12 protein-coding genes are annotated in these 17,254 nt (G+C 62.8%); 9 read left to right on the forward strand and 3 right to left on the reverse strand.

What is annotated here, in order from left to right; genetic code table 11:
- The first annotated feature begins 3 nt into the window (after nt 1-3).
- Both uvrB and AC4CS3_RS08755 read left to right on the forward strand, forming a co-directional pair.
- A complete protein-coding gene (uvrB, locus tag AC4CS3_RS08750) occupies nt 4-2,091 on the forward strand; it encodes an excinuclease ABC subunit UvrB (RefSeq protein ID WP_490783108.1) in 2,088 nt (695 codons plus the stop codon).
- A 179-nt stretch (nt 2,092-2,270) separates the two neighbouring features.
- Nucleotides 2,271-3,305, forward strand: coding sequence for a TerC family protein (locus tag AC4CS3_RS08755; RefSeq protein ID WP_490783109.1), 1,035 nt, complete (start codon nt 2,271-2,273; stop codon nt 3,303-3,305).
- A gap of 64 nt (nt 3,306-3,369) precedes the next feature.
- On the opposite strand, the gene AC4CS3_RS08760 is transcribed toward AC4CS3_RS08755, so the two are convergent.
- From AC4CS3_RS08760 to AC4CS3_RS08770, 3 genes are read right to left on the reverse strand one after another with little or no spacing between them, the layout of a single operon-like run.
- Nucleotides 3,370-4,728: an alpha/beta fold hydrolase gene (locus tag AC4CS3_RS08760; RefSeq protein WP_490783110.1), complete on the reverse strand. Its 1,359-nt coding sequence runs from the start codon at nt 4,726-4,728 to the stop codon at nt 3,370-3,372.
- Nucleotides 4,721-5,221: a GNAT family N-acetyltransferase gene (locus AC4CS3_RS08765; protein ID WP_490783111.1), complete on the reverse strand. Its 501-nt coding sequence runs from the start codon at nt 5,219-5,221 to the stop codon at nt 4,721-4,723. Before AC4CS3_RS08765 ends, AC4CS3_RS08760 begins: the two co-directional genes overlap by 8 nt.
- 20 nt (nt 5,222-5,241) lie before the next feature.
- Nucleotides 5,242-7,767, reverse strand: coding sequence for a DEAD/DEAH box helicase (locus AC4CS3_RS08770; RefSeq protein WP_490783112.1), 2,526 nt, complete (start codon nt 7,765-7,767; stop codon nt 5,242-5,244).
- Nucleotides 7,768-7,824: 57 nt separating this feature from the next.
- On the opposite strand from AC4CS3_RS08770, the gene AC4CS3_RS08775 reads away from it, so the two are divergent.
- The 7 genes from AC4CS3_RS08775 (at nt 7,825) to AC4CS3_RS08805 (ending at nt 17,204) form a co-directional block, all read left to right on the forward strand.
- Nucleotides 7,825-8,604, forward strand: coding sequence for a trans-aconitate 2-methyltransferase (locus AC4CS3_RS08775; RefSeq protein ID WP_490783113.1), 780 nt, complete (start codon nt 7,825-7,827; stop codon nt 8,602-8,604).
- Between the two features lie 138 nt (nt 8,605-8,742).
- The gene (locus AC4CS3_RS08780; protein ID WP_490783114.1) at nt 8,743-10,488 is read left to right on the forward strand and encodes an ABC transporter ATP-binding protein; all 1,746 of its coding nucleotides are present in this window, start codon (nt 8,743-8,745) and stop codon (nt 10,486-10,488) included.
- Nucleotides 10,489-10,577: 89 nt separating this feature from the next.
- Nucleotides 10,578-12,365 carry an ABC transporter ATP-binding protein gene (locus AC4CS3_RS08785; protein ID WP_490783287.1) on the forward strand — a complete coding sequence of 596 codons (1,788 nt, stop codon included), beginning with the start codon at nt 10,578-10,580 and terminating at the stop codon, nt 12,363-12,365.
- Nucleotides 12,362-12,739 carry a GntR family transcriptional regulator gene (locus AC4CS3_RS08790; RefSeq protein ID WP_490783115.1) on the forward strand — a complete coding sequence of 126 codons (378 nt, stop codon included), beginning with the start codon at nt 12,362-12,364 and terminating at the stop codon, nt 12,737-12,739. Before AC4CS3_RS08785 ends, AC4CS3_RS08790 begins: the two co-directional genes overlap by 4 nt.
- Nucleotides 12,740-12,804: 65 nt before the next feature.
- A complete protein-coding gene (uvrA, locus tag AC4CS3_RS08795) occupies nt 12,805-15,732 on the forward strand; it encodes an excinuclease ABC subunit UvrA (RefSeq protein WP_490783116.1) in 2,928 nt (975 codons plus the stop codon).
- A 100-nt stretch (nt 15,733-15,832) separates the two neighbouring features.
- A complete protein-coding gene (locus tag AC4CS3_RS08800; protein WP_437770271.1) occupies nt 15,833-16,549 on the forward strand; it encodes an HAD hydrolase-like protein in 717 nt (238 codons plus the stop codon).
- Nucleotides 16,536-17,204 (forward strand): lysophospholipid acyltransferase family protein, encoded by a 669-nt coding sequence (locus AC4CS3_RS08805; RefSeq protein WP_184735377.1) that lies wholly within the window; start codon nt 16,536-16,538, stop codon nt 17,202-17,204. The genes AC4CS3_RS08800 and AC4CS3_RS08805 overlap by 14 nt, the downstream gene beginning before the upstream one ends.
- Nucleotides 17,205-17,254: the final 50 nt, after the last annotated feature.

The raw sequence follows: 17,254 nt of genomic DNA on the forward strand, positions 1-17,254 counted from the left end.
TTCATGAGTCTTGCCCAGGAGATCAATCGAGTCGTCGCGCCGTTTGAGGTCATTAGCGAATTCAAGCCGGCAGGCGACCAGCCGGCCGCTATCGCGGAGCTGACCGAACGGATCAACAACGGCGAGAAAGACGTCGTGCTGCTCGGTGCCACTGGTACAGGCAAGAGTGCCACCACCGCCTGGTTGATCGAACAGGTCCAGAGGCCCACTTTGGTGATGGTCCAGAACAAAACCCTGGCCGCGCAGCTCGCCAACGAGTTCCGGGAACTGCTGCCCAACAACGCGGTCGAGTACTTCGTTTCGTACTACGACTACTACCAGCCCGAAGCCTACGTTCCCCAGACTGATACCTTCATCGAGAAGGACTCCTCCGTGAATGAGGAAGTCGAGCGGCTGCGGCACTCGGCCACCAACGCGCTCCTCACGCGCCGGGATGTCATCGTTGTGGCTACCGTGTCCTGCATCTACGGCCTCGGCACCCCGGAGGAGTACATCGCCGGAATGGTCACGCTCACCAAGGGCGCCGAAATGAACCGGGACGATCTCCTGCGGAAGTTTGTCGGCATGCAGTACACCCGCAACGACATGGACTTCCACCGCGGCACGTTCCGCGTCCGCGGAGACACCGTGGAAATCATCCCCATGTACGAAGAGCTGGCCCTGCGCATCGAGTTCTTCGGCGACGAGATCGAGAACATCTACACTCTGCATCCGGTCACGGGCGATGTCATCCGTGAGGAAACCGAGATGTACATCTTCCCGGCCTCGCACTATGTCGCCGGTCCGGAACGCATGTCGCGCGCCATCACAGCCATCGAGGAAGAGCTCGCGCAGAGGCTCAAGGTCCTTGAAAGCCAGAACAAGCTCGTGGAGGCCCAAAGGCTGCGTATGCGCACCACCTACGACCTCGAGATGATGCAGCAAATGGGTTTCTGCAACGGCATCGAGAACTATTCACGCCACATCGATGGCCGCGGTTCCGGCACGGCCCCGCACTGCCTCATCGACTACTTCCCGGACGACTTCCTGCTGGTCATCGACGAATCCCACGTCACGGTTCCACAGATCGGCGCCATGTACGAGGGCGACATGTCGCGCAAGCGCACCCTTGTGGACCACGGCTTCCGGCTTCCTTCCGCCATGGATAACAGGCCGCTCAAATGGGATGAATTCCTGGAACGGGTGGGCCAGACCGTCTATCTTTCCGCGACCCCCGGCAAGTACGAGCTCGGCAAGGCCGATGGGACCGTCCAGCAGATCATCCGCCCTACCGGCCTGATCGATCCCGAAGTCATCGTGAAGCCGACCAAGGGCCAGATCGACGACCTGCTTGGCGAAATCCGGACGCGCGTGCAGCGCGACGAACGCGTCCTGGTCACCACTTTGACCAAGCGCATGGCCGAGGACCTCACCGACTACCTGCTGGGCCACGGGGTCAAGGTCCAATACCTGCACTCGGACGTCGACACCCTCCGCCGCGTGGAGCTGCTCCGTGAACTCCGCATGGGCAGCTTCGACGTCCTGGTGGGCATCAACCTGCTCCGTGAGGGCCTCGACCTGCCCGAAGTGTCACTTGTCAGCATCCTCGACGCCGACAAGGAAGGCTTCCTGCGTTCGGCCACCTCCCTCATCCAGACCATCGGGCGCGCCGCCCGAAACGTCTCGGGCCAGGTCCACATGTACGCCGACCGGATCACGGACTCCATGGCCAAGGCCATCGAGGAAACCAACCGCCGCCGGGAAATCCAGGTCAAGTACAACAGCGACAACGGTGTCGATCCACAGCCGTTGCGCAAGAAGATCGCAGATATCACCGATCAGCTTGCCCGCGAGGACGCCGACACCCGCGAGTTGCTCGCCGCAGCCGGTAAGGGCGGCCGGACCGGCAAGGGCAAGGGCGCTACGAAGGTCCGGCAAGATGGCCTGGCCGCGGCGCCGGCCGAAGACCTGGTGGGCCTGATCGAACAGCTGACCGAGCAGATGCACGCGGCTGCCGCCGAACTCCAGTTCGAGATCGCCGCGAGGATCCGTGACGAGGTAGGCGACCTCAAGCGCGAACTGCGCCAAATGCAGTCCGCCGGGCACGCCTAAGGTAAAGTTGGGCCTACGTAGGGGAGTATCCCAAGCGCTAGGTCCGTCAACACGCAAGGCACAGACGCCTCGCCGGGCCTAGTGGATCGCCGTTTGAGCGCTGTTGCCTTTGGGCTTGGAGACGCAGGCAGGTCGGAGAGACTTACGCCGTTTTGGCGTACCTGCGAAAGGCATTTTAAATGCAACTCCCCGCCTGGTTTGAGATCGGCTCTTTTGTCGTTCTCGGAATCATCCTCCTTGTCGACCTTCTCCTGGTGGTCAAGCGTCCGCACGAACCGTCCATGAAGGAAGCAGGCCTCTGGGTCGCCTTCTACGTCACCCTTGCCTTGGTGTTCGCCGGAGCGATGTTCGCTTTTGCCGGGCCGGAGCATGGCGGCCAGTTCATCGCCGGATGGGTGACCGAATACAGCCTGAGTATCGACAACCTCTTTGTCTTCATCATCATCATGGCGCGGTTCTCGGTGCCCCGTAAGTACCAGCAAGAGGTGCTCATGGTGGGCATCATTATCGCCCTCGTCCTGCGCGGCATCTTCATTGCCCTGGGTGCCGTGGTGATTGAGCAGTTCAGCTGGGTCTTCTACATCTTTGGCGCGTTCCTCCTGTGGACAGCGTGGAAGCAGGCCACCGACAACGGCGAAGACGAGGAAGACGGCGCCGAAAACCCGCTGATCGCCCGCATCCGCAAAGTTGTCCCGATGTCGGAGAAGTTCGACGGCGGCAAGTTGCGCACCACGGTCAACGGAAAGAAACTGTTCACGCCCATGCTGATCGTCTTCGTGACCATCGGTATGACGGACCTCTTGTTCGCCGTGGACTCCATTCCGGCGATCTTCGGACTGACTCAGAGCGCCTTTATCGTCTTCACTGCCAACATCTTCGCCCTCATGGGCCTGCGCCAGCTGTACTTCCTGCTTGGCGGCCTCATGAGCCGGCTGATCTACCTCAAGCACGCATTGTCGGTCATCCTCGCGTTCATCGGCGTCAAGCTGGTCCTGCACGCCATGCACGTCAACGAACTGCCCTTCATCAACGGCGGCCACCATATTGAATGGGCTCCGGAGATTCCGACCTATGTGTCCCTCGCGGTCATCATCGGCACGATCGTTGTGGCGGTTTTCGCGAGCCTCCTGACACCGGCTGCCAGCAAGTCCAAACTGGACGCACGGCTCGAGGAAGATTCCCGCAAGAGCATGAACAAGGTCAGCGGCCACTAAGGACTGCGGAGCCACTAACAACAGCGGAGCGTTTTGGAGCCCCGGTCATTGCCATGGCCGGGGCTCAGTTCTTGCCGCGGGCCATCCCCAGGAGCCGGTTGAAGATTCCTTCCCCGTCTTCGCCGATGCCATCGTGATGAAAGTCGCCTGTGGTCCAGGGCTGCAGTCCGCGGACGGCGGCTGCGGTTTCCATGGAGAGCTGGAAGTCCACATAGATATCGTCGCGATAAACGGCAGCCGCGACGGGCACAGTGTTCGCGTTCAGCCGGGGCACATCGTAGAGGGGTTTCCAGTCTTGCTTGGCGGCCAACAATTCGGCTACTTCCTGCAGGGGTACGAGCGCCGGATCCTGTTCGAAGTACCAGGGGTAGACCATTTCGCCCGTCAGGAGCGGCTCCGCGACGTCGGGCTGGAACTCGGGGAATTCCGCGCGCACCCGCCACGCCGCCCAGTCGGTGGCCTGCCCTTGGCCATAGATGGACTCGTGCAAGACCGCGTACAGGGGATTCGATGCGCGGGAAACGAGCCCGTGGACCTGTTCCAGAAACGCATCGGCGAGGCGTTCTCCCTCCTGGGAAGGCACGAAGGCATCCTCCAGGAGGGTGTGCAGGGCATCGACGCGGGCGTTCCCGCCCAGGAACGATCCCACCATTTGGAAGCGTTCCGTGGTGAGGCGTTCTCCGCTGGGCAGCCGCTCCTCCGTGGATTCCAGATGCCGCGCAATCCGGGTAACCAGCTTGCGGTCCTCCGGATACCACGCGAAGTATTCCGCGTTCCGTTCCGCAACCCGTTGGAAGGTGGCCCGGTAGACGCGCTCGGCCGGGCCTTCCAACGGGGCCAGCCCTCCCGTGATGAGTACTTCGCTCAGCCCTTCCGGCGCGAAGGACAGGTATGTCAGCGCGCAGAAACCGCCGAAGCTCTGGCCCAGGACGGTCCACGGCTCCGAGCCCAAGGTCTTCCGGATGAGTTCGGCGTCGGCCACGATCGAATCTGCCCGGAAATGCGTGAGGTAGTCCGCCTGCGCCGCGGCATCGCCCCGGAGCGGCAAGGTATTGCGGTCCGCCGGAGTGGACAGGCCCGTGCCCCGTTGATCCAGCATCAGGATACGGAAACTCCTCGCGGCAGCCTTCATCCAACCGGACAAGGACGTGGTCCGGGTTCCGCGTCCGCCGGGCCCGCCCTGGAGGTAGAGCAACCACGGCAGCCGCGCCGCGTCCTGCTCCGAGTGCTCCGCGGAGACGAACTCCCGGGCGAAGACGGTGATCGTTTCCGCGGTGTCTGCAGCTTCCTCACCTTCGGACGCCCAATGGTCGAGGGGAACCGTGAAGAAGTGCTCCGTGGTGCGGACACCCCGGAATTCGTGGCGTGCCCGGACGGTGTGGGCCCCTTGCTGGACCGCTTGTTCAGCCACGCGCTCAGCCACGAGCCATCACCTTGTCATCGCTGCCGAAGGCACCCAGCGCTTCGCCGGTCAGCCGGAAGGTCGACCAGCCGTCCATCGGAACGGCACCGAGGGCGCGGTAGAAGTTGATGGACGGTTCGTTCCAATCCAGGACGCTCCATTCCACCCGCGCGTAGCGGCGTTCGACGGCGGTGGCGGCTAGATGCTGCAGGAGCGCCTTCCCGTGGCCCTCGCCCCGCGCATCGGGCGTGACGTAGAGGTCCTCGAGGTAGATGCCGTGGACGCCTTCCCACGTGGAGTAGTTCAGGAACCACAAAGCGAATCCCTGCACGTCTCCTGCCGCGTTTTCCGCCATGTGCGCATACACCCGCGGATTCGCGCCGAACAAAGCCTCGGTGAGCATTTCCGGCGTGTTCTTCACGGCGTCGGGCTCTTTTTCGTAGACCGCAAGCTCATGGATCATCTGCAGGATCGCAGGGACATCGGACACTGTGGCAGGGCGGATAACACTCATGATTCGAGCTTACTAGGCGCCTAGAGGCGGTTGACCGAGGTCACCTTGACCACGGCGGTGCCGCTCTCGTCCGAGGCGGCCAGATCCACTTCGGCGGAAACGCCCCAGTCATGGTTGCGGGCCGGGTCATCGAAAATCTGCCGCACCCGCCAGATGCCGGGTTCCTCCGTGATCATGAGGAGTCCCGGTCCCCGGGCGTCGGGGCCGGTTCCGATGTCGTCGTGTTCGTCGAAGTAGTCGTCCAAAGCGTCTTCCCAGCGCTCCGCATCCCAGCCGCTGCCGGCGTCGAGCTCGCCCAACGCGGCCGCGTCCTCGTCCGCGAACAACTCGACCCGCCGGAACATTTCGTTGCGGACCATGACCCTGAAGGCGCGGATGTTGGACGTGAGCGACGGCGGGGGAGGCGGCGGAGCGTCGTGCGGGGTCGGAGCCACCCCGGAGGTGAGCTCTTCCCACTCGTCGAGCAGGCTGGAGTCGACTTGGCGGACCAGTTCACCCAGCCAGGCGATGAGGTCCTCGAGGTCTTCGCGGAGCGAGTCCTGCGGCACCGTCTGGCGCAGGGCCTTGAAGCCATCGGCCAGATAACGCAGCACGATCCCCTCGGAGCGGGCCAGCCCGTAGAACTGGACGAACTCGCCGAAATTCATGGCCCGCTCGTACATGTCCCGGACCACCGACTTGGGAGCCAGTTCGAAGTCGCCCACCCAGGGTGCGGCCTTGCGGTACACCTCGAATGCTTCGCCCAGGATCTCCGCCAACGGCTGCGGGTAGCTGACTTCTTCAAGCATCGCCATGCGCTGGTCGTAATCAATACCGTCGGCCTTCATCGCGGCGACCGCTTCGCCGCGTGCCTTCTTCTGCTGCGCAGAGAGAATCTGCCGGGGCTTCTCGAGGGTTGCTTCGATCACGGACACGACGTCCAAGGCGTACGACGGCGACTCCGGATCCAGCAGCTCGAGCGCGGCAAGGGCAAACGGTGAAAGCGGCTGGTTCAGGGCGAAGTTGGCTTGCAGGTGAACGGTCAGCCGGACGGAACGGCCTTCTTTCTCCTGCTCGGCCTCGGGAATGCGCTCAACCACTCCGGCTGCCAACAGCTCGCGGTAGATACTGAGGGCCTTCTTCATGAGCTGCAGTTGCGCGGGCCGTGTCTCGTGGTTTTCGGTGAGCAGACGGCGGGCAGCGGCGAAGGGGTCGCCGGGGCGCTCCATCAAGTTGAGCAGCATTGCATGCGTCACGGTGAAACTCGAGGTCAACGGGTCCGGCACGGACTCCACCAAACGGGTGAAGGTGGGCTGCCCCCAGGAGACGAAGCCTTCCGGCGGCTTTTTCCGCACGACTTGCCGCAGTTTCTTCTGGTCGTCGCCGAACTTCGCGGTGGCCTTCGCCATCGCCTTCGCGTTCTCCACGACGTGTTCGGGAGCCTGCACAACGACTGTTCCGGCAGTGTCATAGCCCGCGCGGCCGGCGCGGCCGGCGATTTGGTGGAATTCCCGGGAGTTCAGCAGGCGGGTGCGGACGCCGTCGTATTTGCTGAGAGCCGTCAGGAGGACCGTGCGGATGGGAACGTTGATCCCGACCCCGAGCGTGTCGGTGCCGCAAATGACCTTCAAGAGTCCTGCTTGTGCCAGTTGCTCCACGAGGCGGCGGTACTTGGGCAGCATGCCGGCGTGGTGGACGCCGATGCCGTGGCGGACCAGCCGGTTCAGGGTCTTGCCGAAGCCGGCGGCGAACCTGAAACCGGCGATCAGCTCGGCAATCTTGTCCTTCTCCTCGCGGGTGCACATGTTGACGCTCATGAGGTTCTGGGCACGCTCGATGGCTTCGACCTGGCTGAAATGCACTACGTACACGGGAACCTGCTTGGTGCTCAGCAGTTCCTCAAGGGTTTCGTGGACCGGCGTTTCCTGGAAGTAGTAGTGGAGCGGGATGGGGCGTTCGGCCGAACTGACGGTGGTGGTGGGCCGTCCGGTGAGTTCGCTCAGGCCGGTTTCGAAGCGGCTGACGTCTCCCAGGGTGGCCGACATCAGCAGGAATTGCGCCTGGGGGAGTTCCAGTAGCGGCACTTGCCACGCCCAACCGCGCTGGGGATCGGAGTAGAAGTGGAATTCGTCCATGACGACCGTGCCAAGCTCGGCTTCCTTGCCTTCGCGCAAAGCGATATTGGCGAGGATTTCGGCGGTGCAGCAGATGATCGGGGCATCCTGGTTGACTCCCGAATCGCCGGTGATCATGCCAACGTTCTCGGCTCCGAAAATGTCGCAGAGGGCGAAGAACTTCTCGGAGACCAAGGCCTTGATGGGGGCGGTGTAGTAGCTGCGCATCCCGCGGGACATCGCTTCGAAGTGCGCGGCGATCGCCACAAGGGACTTCCCGGAACCGGTGGGGGTTGCCAGGATGACATTGGAGCCCGACGCGAGTTCCATGATGGCCTCGTCCTGAGCGGGGTACAGCTGAAACCCGCGGCTCTCCGCCCATTCGACGAAGCGTGTGTAGATTTCGTCCGGGTCAACGCGTCCGCTGTCGGGGAGCTGCTCAAGAAGTTTCATTGCCTTCCAGCTTAGTGTGGGTGGAGCGGACCACGGAGACCGACAATGGAGGATGCAGTGAAGTGGGATCCAGCCAAGTACGTCGAGTTCGGCAATCACCGCGACCGGCCGTTTTTTGACCTGACCTCGAGGATCCTGGCGGAGGACCCTCGGCACGTCGTGGATCTGGGCTGCGGACCGGGGAACTTGACGGCGACCCTCGCGTCGCGGTGGCCGGATGCCGCCGTCGTCGGGCTGGACTCCTCCGAGGAAATGCTGGCCAAAGCCCAGGTCCTCGCTGCCGCGCAACCGAGGCTTTCGTTCGCGCCGGCCGACATTGCTGAGTGGACACCGGAAGCGGACACCGACGTCGTGGTCAGCAATGCAGCGCTGCAGTGGGTGCCGGGGCACCTGACGATGCTCGCCACCTGGCTCGAAGCGCTGAAACCGGGCGCATGGTTTGCGCTCCAAGTCCCCGGAAACTTCGGTGCGCCTTCCCACGTGCTCATGCGCGAACTGGCCGCCTCACCGGAGTGGTCCGGAAGGCTGTCCGGTGTGCTGCGCCATGACGAGGCGGTGGGGGAACCGGTCGACTACCTGCGGATCATGCTCGACGCAGGATGCGACGCCGACGCCTGGGAAACCATTTACGAGCAACTTCTGCCGGGAGCCGATCCTGTCCTGGAGTGGGTGCGCGGGACCGGCCTGCGTCCAGTGCTAGCGGCCCTTCCCGAAGACGAAGCACGCGACTTCGAAAACGAATACGCGGCGGCGCTCCGCGACGCATATCCACGGGGCCGGCACGGGACCGTGTTTGCCTTCCGCAGGGTTTTTGCGGTGGCACAAAAGCAAGGCTGAGCGGTCCCACGTCCAAAGGACGCCGGAAGTGCCGCAATTGCAAGGTTTCGCACTGTGTTCTGAACTACAATGGCAACGCGATCTCGGGGTGGCATCGTGCGGAATCCGCTGCTCCGGAGGCCAACGATTGGAGGCAGTGTGCTGGCATCTTTGCTGTTGCAGCGCCTCGCTCCCTATAAGGCCCACGTGCTGGCCATTGTTCTCCTGCAGCTTGTCCAGACCGGCGCCACACTCCTCCTGCCCACCTTCAATGCCAAGATCGTCGACGACGGCCTGGTCGCCGGTAACAGCGAGGTGATTCTGCGCTTGGGCGCCTGGATGCTGGTTCTCACGGTGATCCAGGTGCTTGCCGCCGTGCTCGCAGGCTACCTTGGCGCGATTGTCGCCATGAAGGTTGGTCGCGGGCTGCGGCGGGAACTCTTCGACAAAATTCATTCCCTGCCCGATCAAGACGTCGCAGCCTTCGGACCGGCCAGCCTCGTGGTCAGGACCACCAATGACGTCCTGCAGCTGCAGAACATCACGGTGCTCGTTTTCGGCATGCTGGTGGCAGCGCCCGTCATGGGCATCGGAGGCGTGATCCTGGCAGTCGAACAGGACGTTGCCCTGTCCTGGATTGTTTTCGCCATCGTTCCAGTGCTGCTGATCATCATGCTGTTGATTGTCCGCAAGCTCGTCCCGCTGTATCGCGAGGGCCAAGGACTGGTGGATCGGATCAATGGCGTGCTCCGCGAACAGATCCTGGGGACCGCGGTCATCCGTGCCTTTGTCCGCCAGCCGTTTGAGATGAAACGGTTCGAAGCCGCCAACGACGCCCTGACAAAGAACAATCTCCGTTCTGCCCGGATTGTCGCGGCCATGCTTCCGCTCGTCATGACCGTGGTCAACCTTTCTTCCGCGGGCGTGGTCTGGCTAGGCGGGCACCGCATCATCGCCGGCGACATGCAGCTGGGTGCGCTCACTGCATTCATCGCTTACATCATGCAGATCCTCCTCGCGATCATGATGGCAATGTATGTATTAAGCACGGCGCCCCGCGCGGCTGTCAGCGCTGAACGCGTCACCGAAGTGCTCAATACGGAATCCGAAATGGTCCTGCCGGGAAACACCGCCGGTGGGATGGTGGCTCGCCCCTCGCGGTCGGAAGGCTTGCGCTTCGACAACGTCGTTTTCGCCTACCCGGGAGCCGAAACGCCCGTATTGGACAGCATTACCTTCCACGCGGCTCCGGGGACTACGACGGCGGTCATCGGCTCCACGGGAAGCGGCAAGTCGACCATCGTCAGCCTTGTGCCGAGACTCCTCGAAGTGAGCAGTGGAAGCATCTCGCTCGATGGCCGGGACATCGCGACCTTTCCGCTCGGGGCTTTGCGTGACCAGCTCGGCGTCGTGCCCCAGGAGAGCTGGCTGTTCCGCGGCACCATCGCCGAGAACCTTCGGATTTCACTATCGTCGGCGACGGATTCGCAATTGTGGCAGGCCCTTGAGACGGCCCAGGCCGCGGATTTCGTGAACGAGTTGCCTCAAGGACTGGAAACCACGTTGTCCCAGGGCGGCGCCGGTCTGTCCGGCGGTCAGCGACAGCGCTTATGCATAGCCCGTGCAATTCTGCGCCGCGCATCCGTCTACCTGTTTGACGATAGCTTCTCGGCGCTGGACACGGTGACGGAAGCAAAGCTCCGTGCCGCGCTTGAACCGGAACTCCGCGGGGCGACCATCATCCTTGTCGCCCAGCGCGTCAATACCGTGGTGTCGGCGGACCAGATACTGCTCATCGACGAGGGCCGCCTGGTGGCACGAGGAACTCACGACGAACTTCTTGAGTCCTCGGGGACCTACCGGGAAATCGTAGCGTCCCAGCTGGAAACGGAAGAAGCCGCGTGAGCAGCGAAGGCGAGCACCTCGCCGTCACAGCGAAACCGTCGCGTTCGCTCCTCCGCCTGGTGGGCTTGATGAAGCCCTCCCGGGGAATCATGACCACGGCGATCCTGTGCATCTGCGGCTTTGTCACGCTCAATGTTGCCGCCCCCAAGATACTCGGTGACGCCACCGACGTCATCGCGGCAGCGGTGTTCGGCGCGCAGTTCGACGCCGGGCGCTTCGTCTTCCTGTTGCTCCTGGCCGCAGGCATGTATTGCGTCGCCTCGTTGCTCAGCTGGGCGCAGGGCCGCCTCAACGCCCTCGCCGTGCAGCGGCTTGCATACGACCTCCGCGAAGCCGTGGAAGCGAAACTGCACCGGCTTCCCCTGGCCTATTACGACGGCCGCTCCCGGGGCGACGTCTTGAGCCGCGCCACGAACGACCTCGACAACGTGTCGCAGACGCTCAACCAGCTCCTTTCCCAGCTCCTGACCTCAACGCTGATGGTCATCGGTTCCCTCGGGATGATGCTGCTGCTTTCGCCGCTTCTCGCCGTCGTGTCCCTGCTGGCCGTTCCGGTTTCGGCGCTGGCGTCGATTGTCGTGACCCGACGCTCGCAGAAATACTTCGTCCGGCAGTGGGAAGCCACGGGGGACGTGAACTCCCTCGTGGAGGAGACAGCCACGGGTCATGAGACCATCAAGCTTTTCAACGCCCAGTCGTCGATGGCCGTCCGCTTCGCTGACCACAACGACGGCCTGTACGCCGCCAGTTCCAAGGCGCAGTTCGCTTCGGGGTTGCTGGTACCCCTCATGGCCTTCGTGTCGAACGCCAGCTACGTGGGGGTTGCCATTGTTGGTGCACTCCAGTTCCTCGCCGGAGCGATGAGCATCGGCGGCATTCAAGCGTTCATCCAATTCAACCGGCTCTTCAGCCAGCCGCTGGGCCAGATCGGCGGAATGGCTCAGGTCCTGCAATCGTGCGCAGTGTCCGCCAGCAGGGTCTTCGAGCTGTTGGACGCCGCTGAACTAACACGGGAACCGGAGGAACCGGACGGCGGTGCGCGCGCCGACGCCGGTTCGGGCTTCGATTCCCCTTCGGGGAGAGTGGCCTTTGAACGTATCTCCTTCAGCTACAGGCCGGAGGCGCCCCTGATCGAGGACCTGTCCTTCCACGTGGAACCGGGACAGACGGTGGCAATCGTCGGGCACACTGGGGCGGGGAAGACCACGCTGATCAGCCTCCTCATGCGTTTCCACGAGCTCGGCTCCGGAAGGATCACGATCGACGGCGTGGACATCGCCAGCATGGGACGTGATGCTCTCCGCAGGAATTTCGGCGTCGTTCTCCAGGATCCGTGGATTTTCACCGGCACCATCCGGGAGAACATTGAGTATGGACTTCCGGGCGCCAGCGAGGCAGAGATCGTGGCCGCAGCCGAGGCGAGCCATGTTGACCACTTTGTCCGCTCGCTGCCCAACGGTTACTCAACCATGCTCAGCAACGGAGGCGATCCCCTCAGCCAGGGCCAGAGGCAATTGCTCAGCATCGCGCGCGCACGGCTCTCGGGCCGCCCCATTCTGATCCTGGACGAGGCGACAAGTTCGGTGGATACCCGCACGGAAGTACTCATCCGCCAAGCGATGCACAGACTGCGGAGCAACAAGACGTCATTCGTCATTGCACACCGCTTGTCCACCATCCGCGACGCTGATCTAATTCTCGTCATGGACCACGGACGGATCGTTGAACACGGCACCCATCATTCGCTATTGGAGCTTGGCGGGCACTACACCCACTTGCACGAAGCTCAGTATGCCGCCGGTGGCGACGAACTCGCCGCGATGCCGGTGAAGTCCGCGAAGCATCGCGCCGGCCAGGGGGAGAGGGAAGCCTCATGAGTCCGCTTGAGTTTCCCGGTTCGTGGCGTCCCAGTCAGTCCAGCACGGTCGCCCTGTATGAACAGCTTCGGCTCCGCATCATCGAGCTGGCCGACGGCGGTACCTTGGCTGTCGGTACCAAACTTCCCGCAGTGCGCACCCTGGCCGAACAGTTGGATGTCGCCCCCCACACGGTGGCCCGGGCCTACAAGGAACTTGAAGCTGCGGGAGTGGTTGCAACCCGTGGCCGCAACGGAACAGTTGTGTGCGCCCGGGATGACCGCTGGAGCGCATTGGCAGCGGTCGCCGCGAGTTACTCGGCGGCGGCCAAGGCGCAGGGCGCCAGTTTCGCGGAGGCTGTGCAGCTTCTGGCAGCCGCTTATGACGCCGATTGATACCCGTCGGTAGGGTGTGGGAACCCACATGGAAATTCGAAGAAGTTTTCGATTAGCATTAGTGGGTGCCTAAAGCCGTAGCTGAAGTCCCCGCCGTCGAATCCTTCGCAAGCGTTTCCGCGCAGCAACCTTCCACGCCCGTAAGACATGACCTGTCCCGGCTCGTGGTCAAGGGAGCGCGCGAACACAACCTCCGGAACGTCGATCTCGACCTTCCCCGTGACGCCATGATCGTTTTCACGGGCCTGTCAGGATCAGGCAAGTCGTCCTTGGCCTTCGACACCATCTTCGCCGAGGGCCAGCGCCGGTACGTGGAGTCATTGTCGGCCTATGCCCGCCAGTTCCTGGGCCAAGTGGACAAACCGGACGTGGATTTCATCGAGGGCCTTTCCCCGGCGGTCTCGATCGACCAGAAGTCGACGAGCAAGAACCCGCGTTCCACCGTGGGCACCATCACCGAGATCTACGATTACATGCGCCTCCTCTGGGCGCGGGTCGGCCGGCCGCATTGCCCGGTGTGCCACGAACCGATCACGCGCCAGACGCCGCAGCAGATCGTCGACCAGCTGCTCGAACTCGAATCCGGCACCCGCTTCCAGATCCTTGCTCCCGTTGTCCGCGGACGCAAGGGTGAATTCGTCGAACTCTTCAAAGAGCTCACCGCCAAGGGATACTCACGCGCCCGGGTGGACGGAGATCTCGTCCAGCTGAGCGATCCGCCCAAGCTCGGCAAGCAATTCAAGCACTCAATTGAAGTGGTGGTGGACCGGCTGGTGGTCAAGGAAGGGATCAGCCAACGGCTGACCGACTCGATCGAAACCGCGCTCGGACTTGCGGAAGGCCGGGTGCTGGTCGAGTTCGTGGATCTCGACGCCGAGGACCCCGCACGGATCCGGGCCTTCTCCGAAAACCTTGCGTGCCCCAATGAGCACCCGCTGGCCATCGACGAAATCGAGCCCCGCTCCTTCTCGTTCAACAACCCCTTCGGCGCATGTGCCGCCTGCAGCGGCATCGGCACCAAGCTTGAAGTCGATGAAGAATTGGTGGTCCCCAACCCGGAACTTTCCTTGAACCAGGGGGCCATCGCGCCTTGGTCGCTGGGTACTGCCACCACGGAGTACTGGAACCGGCTCCTGGAGGGCCTGGCCTTGGAGCTCGACTTCTCCATGGACACCCCGTGGGAGAAGCTGTCGCAGGAAGTCCGGCAGACGGTGCTGCATGGCAAGGACCACAAAGTAGTTGTCCAGTACCGCAACAGGTTCGGCCGGGAGCGCAAGTACAGCACCGGCTTCGAAGGCGCGATCCAGTACGTCCACCGCAAACACGGCGAGACGGATTCCGACTGGGCGCGCGACCGCTACGAAGAGTACATGCGGCAAGTTCCCTGCCCTGCCTGCAACGGTGCCCGGCTTAATCCGGCGTCGCTGTCCGTTCTGATCAACGGCAAGTCCATCGCCGAAGTGGCAGCCCTTCCGATGCGTGATTGCGCCGATTTCCTCGGCAGCCTCACTCTCACCGACCGCGAGGCCCAGATTGCCCACCAGGTTCTCAAGGAAATCCAGGCACGCCTGACATTCCTGCTCGATGTGGGGCTCGAATACCTGAATCTCGAACGGCCGTCCGGGACCTTGTCCGGCGGTGAGGCCCAGCGCATCCGGCTTGCCACGCAGATCGGCTCCGGCTTGGTCGGCGTCCTGTATGTCCTGGACGAGCCGTCCATCGGGCTGCACCAGAAGGACAACCGCCGCCTCATCGAAACGCTCACCCGGTTGCGCGATCTCGGCAACACGCTGATAGTCGTCGAACACGACGAAGACACCATCCAGGAGGCCGACTGGGTAGTGGACATCGGACCTGGCGCCGGCGAGCACGGTGGCCAAGTGGTGCACTCCGGTTCTTACAAGGAACTCCTGGAAAACACGAACTCGCTGACCGGCGACTATTTGTCCGGACGGCGCAAGATCGACATTCCGGCAAAGCGGCGCAAGTATGACAAGAAGCGCGAGCTCAAAGTCATCGGCGCACGCGAAAACAACCTGAACAACGTTGACGCCACCTTCCCGCTGGGTCTCTTCACGGCCGTCACGGGCGTCAGTGGTTCAGGGAAGTCCACCCTGGTGAACGAGATCCTCTACAAGGTTCTCGCCAACAAGCTCAACGGTGCAAAGCAAGTCGCCGGCCGGCATCGTTCCGTGGCAGGCCTTGAGCACCTCGACAAGGTGGTCCACGTGGACCAGAGCCCTATCGGGCGGACCCCACGTTCCAACCCCGCCACCTACACTGGCGTCTTCGACAATATCCGGAAGCTTTTCGCGGAAACCACCGAAGCCAAGGTCCGCGGATACCAGCCTGGCCGCTTCTCCTTCAACGTCAAGGGCGGCCGCTGTGAAGCATGCTCCGGCGACGGCACCCTGAAGATCGAGATGAACTTTCTGCCGGACGTGTATGTTCCGTGCGAGGTGTGCCATGGCGCCCGGTACAACCGGGAAACCCTCGAAGTCCATTACAAGGGCAAGACCATCGCGGACGTCCTCAACATGCCCATCGAGGAGGGTGCTGAGTTCTTTGCCGCTTTCACCCCCATCGCCCGGCATTTGAACACCCTCGTCGACGTCGGTCTCGGCTATGTGCGGCTCGGTCAGCCCGCCACTACGCTTTCCGGTGGCGAGGCGCAACGCGTGAAGCTGGCCTCCGAACTGCAGAAGCGTTCGAACGGCCGGAGCGTCTATGTTTTGGACGAGCCCACTACAGGCCTCCACTTCGAGGACATCCGCAAGCTGCTCATGGTGCTGCAGGGGCTGGTGGACAAGGGCAATACGGTCATCACCATCGAACACAACCTTGACGTCATCAAGTCCGCCGACTGGATCGTGGACCTTGGCCCCAATGGCGGTTCAGGCGGTGGGCGCGTCGTGGCAACGGGCACGCCGGAACAAGTTGCCAAGTCCACGGAAAGCCATACCGCTACCTTCCTCGCGGAGATTCTCGGCTAGTCCTGTGTGAACGGCCGGGGAATATTTCGGGGACGATCGAAGTATTCCTTGGCCGGCATGTGAGTTTCAGGCATGCCTCAACTCGTGAGAAACTAACCCGGTGACTCAAACAATGGTGCCCGTAATCTTTGATCTGGACGGCACCCTTGTCGATCCTGCAGGTGGCATAACAGGCGGCATCGCCGCGGCCCTGGGCGAAATGGGCCTCCGTGTGCCGGATCAAGCCGTGCTGGACTCCATGGTTGGACCCAAGCTCAGCGATTCCCTGGAACACATTGCCGGGGTTCCCACAGGAAAAGTCGACGAAGTCATTGGGCTGTACCGCAGCTATTACCGTTCCGTCGGAATCGCTCAAAGCCGGCTCTATCCTGGTATCCGGGAGCTCCTGCAGTTCTTCGCAGAGTCGCGGCGGCCGGTTGCCGTGGCCACCCAGAAACCCCAAGGCTTGGCGCACATCGTGTTGGAGCACCACGGCATTGCCGGCTTCTTTGCCTCTATCTGCGGTGCGCCGGACGACGAGTCAATGGCCGCCAATACAGCTCCGGGTAAGGTGGCAATTGTTGGTGCCGCGCTGGCCACGTTGCGTTCCCAGCCTGCGGTGATGGTCGGAGATCGCCACCAGGATGTTGCCGGTGCCATGGCCAATGGCCTTGACTGCATCGGGGTCAGTTGGGGATTTGCGCCCGACGGCGAGCTTCAGGAGGCAGGCGCCGTCGCCGTTGTGGACACGGCGGCACAGCTGCTGAAGAAGATCGAAGAACTTGACGCTGTCCGCGCGGCGGCCCTGAGCGAGGTGCAGAACGATGGAAGCCTTTGATGTCATCCGCTGGACCACGCGCGGACTGATTTCCAGCACTTGCCGGCCCACGGTCATCGGGCTGGAGAACGTGCCCAAGGAAGGGCCCTTCATTGTGGCTCCGAACCATTTGTCATTTCTGGACAGCGTGATTGTCCAGGCCTTGATGCCGCGCCCCGTGGGCTTCTTTGCCAAGGCAGAGTACTTCACAACCAAGGGCTTCAAAGGCCGCGCGATGAAGGCGTTTTTCCAGGCAGTTGGATCCATCCCGGTGGAACGCGGAGAGCAAGCAGCCAGTGTGCAGGCCCTCAAAACCCTCCTGGACATCCTGGAGAACGGCAGGGGCATCGGCATCTATCCGGAGGGGACCCGCTCCCGGGACGGCTTGCTCTACCGCGGGCGCACCGGGGTCGGCTGGCTTGCCCTGACCACGGGAGCACCCGTGGTGCCGGTCGGGCTCATCGGCACGGACAAGCTGCAGCCCGTGGACCGCAACACCGTCCGTCCGCAGCATTTCACCATGAAGGTCGGCGAGCCGCTGTACTTCGAGAAGACCGGTCCGGACCATTCGCTACCTGCCAGGCGCGAAGTCACGGACAAGATCATGGATGCCATTGCGGCATTGAGCGGCCAGGAACGTTCCACGAGCTACAACCAGAGCAAGTCCGCGGAGTAGCTTCGGCGGGCTGGCCGGCCCGTACGGGGGAGTCCGATTCCCTTACTAGA

Source organism: Arthrobacter sp. SE2 (assembly GCF_058244265.1).

Coding starts and splice junctions, on each gene's coding strand:
- uvrB (WP_490783108.1), top strand. CDS start 4: ATGAGTCTTGCCCAGGAGATCAATCGAGTCGTCGCGCCGTTTGAGGTC.
- AC4CS3_RS08755 (WP_490783109.1), top strand. CDS start 2,271: ATGCAACTCCCCGCCTGGTTTGAGATCGGCTCTTTTGTCGTTCTCGGA.
- AC4CS3_RS08765 (WP_490783111.1), bottom strand. CDS start 5,221: ATGAGTGTTATCCGCCCTGCCACAGTGTCCGATGTCCCTGCGATCCTG.
- AC4CS3_RS08770 (WP_490783112.1), bottom strand. CDS start 7,767: ATGAAACTTCTTGAGCAGCTCCCCGACAGCGGACGCGTTGACCCGGAC.
- AC4CS3_RS08785 (WP_490783287.1), top strand. CDS start 10,578: ATGACCACGGCGATCCTGTGCATCTGCGGCTTTGTCACGCTCAATGTT.
- AC4CS3_RS08790 (WP_490783115.1), top strand. CDS start 12,362: ATGAGTCCGCTTGAGTTTCCCGGTTCGTGGCGTCCCAGTCAGTCCAGC.
- AC4CS3_RS08805 (WP_184735377.1), top strand. CDS start 16,536: ATGGAAGCCTTTGATGTCATCCGCTGGACCACGCGCGGACTGATTTCC.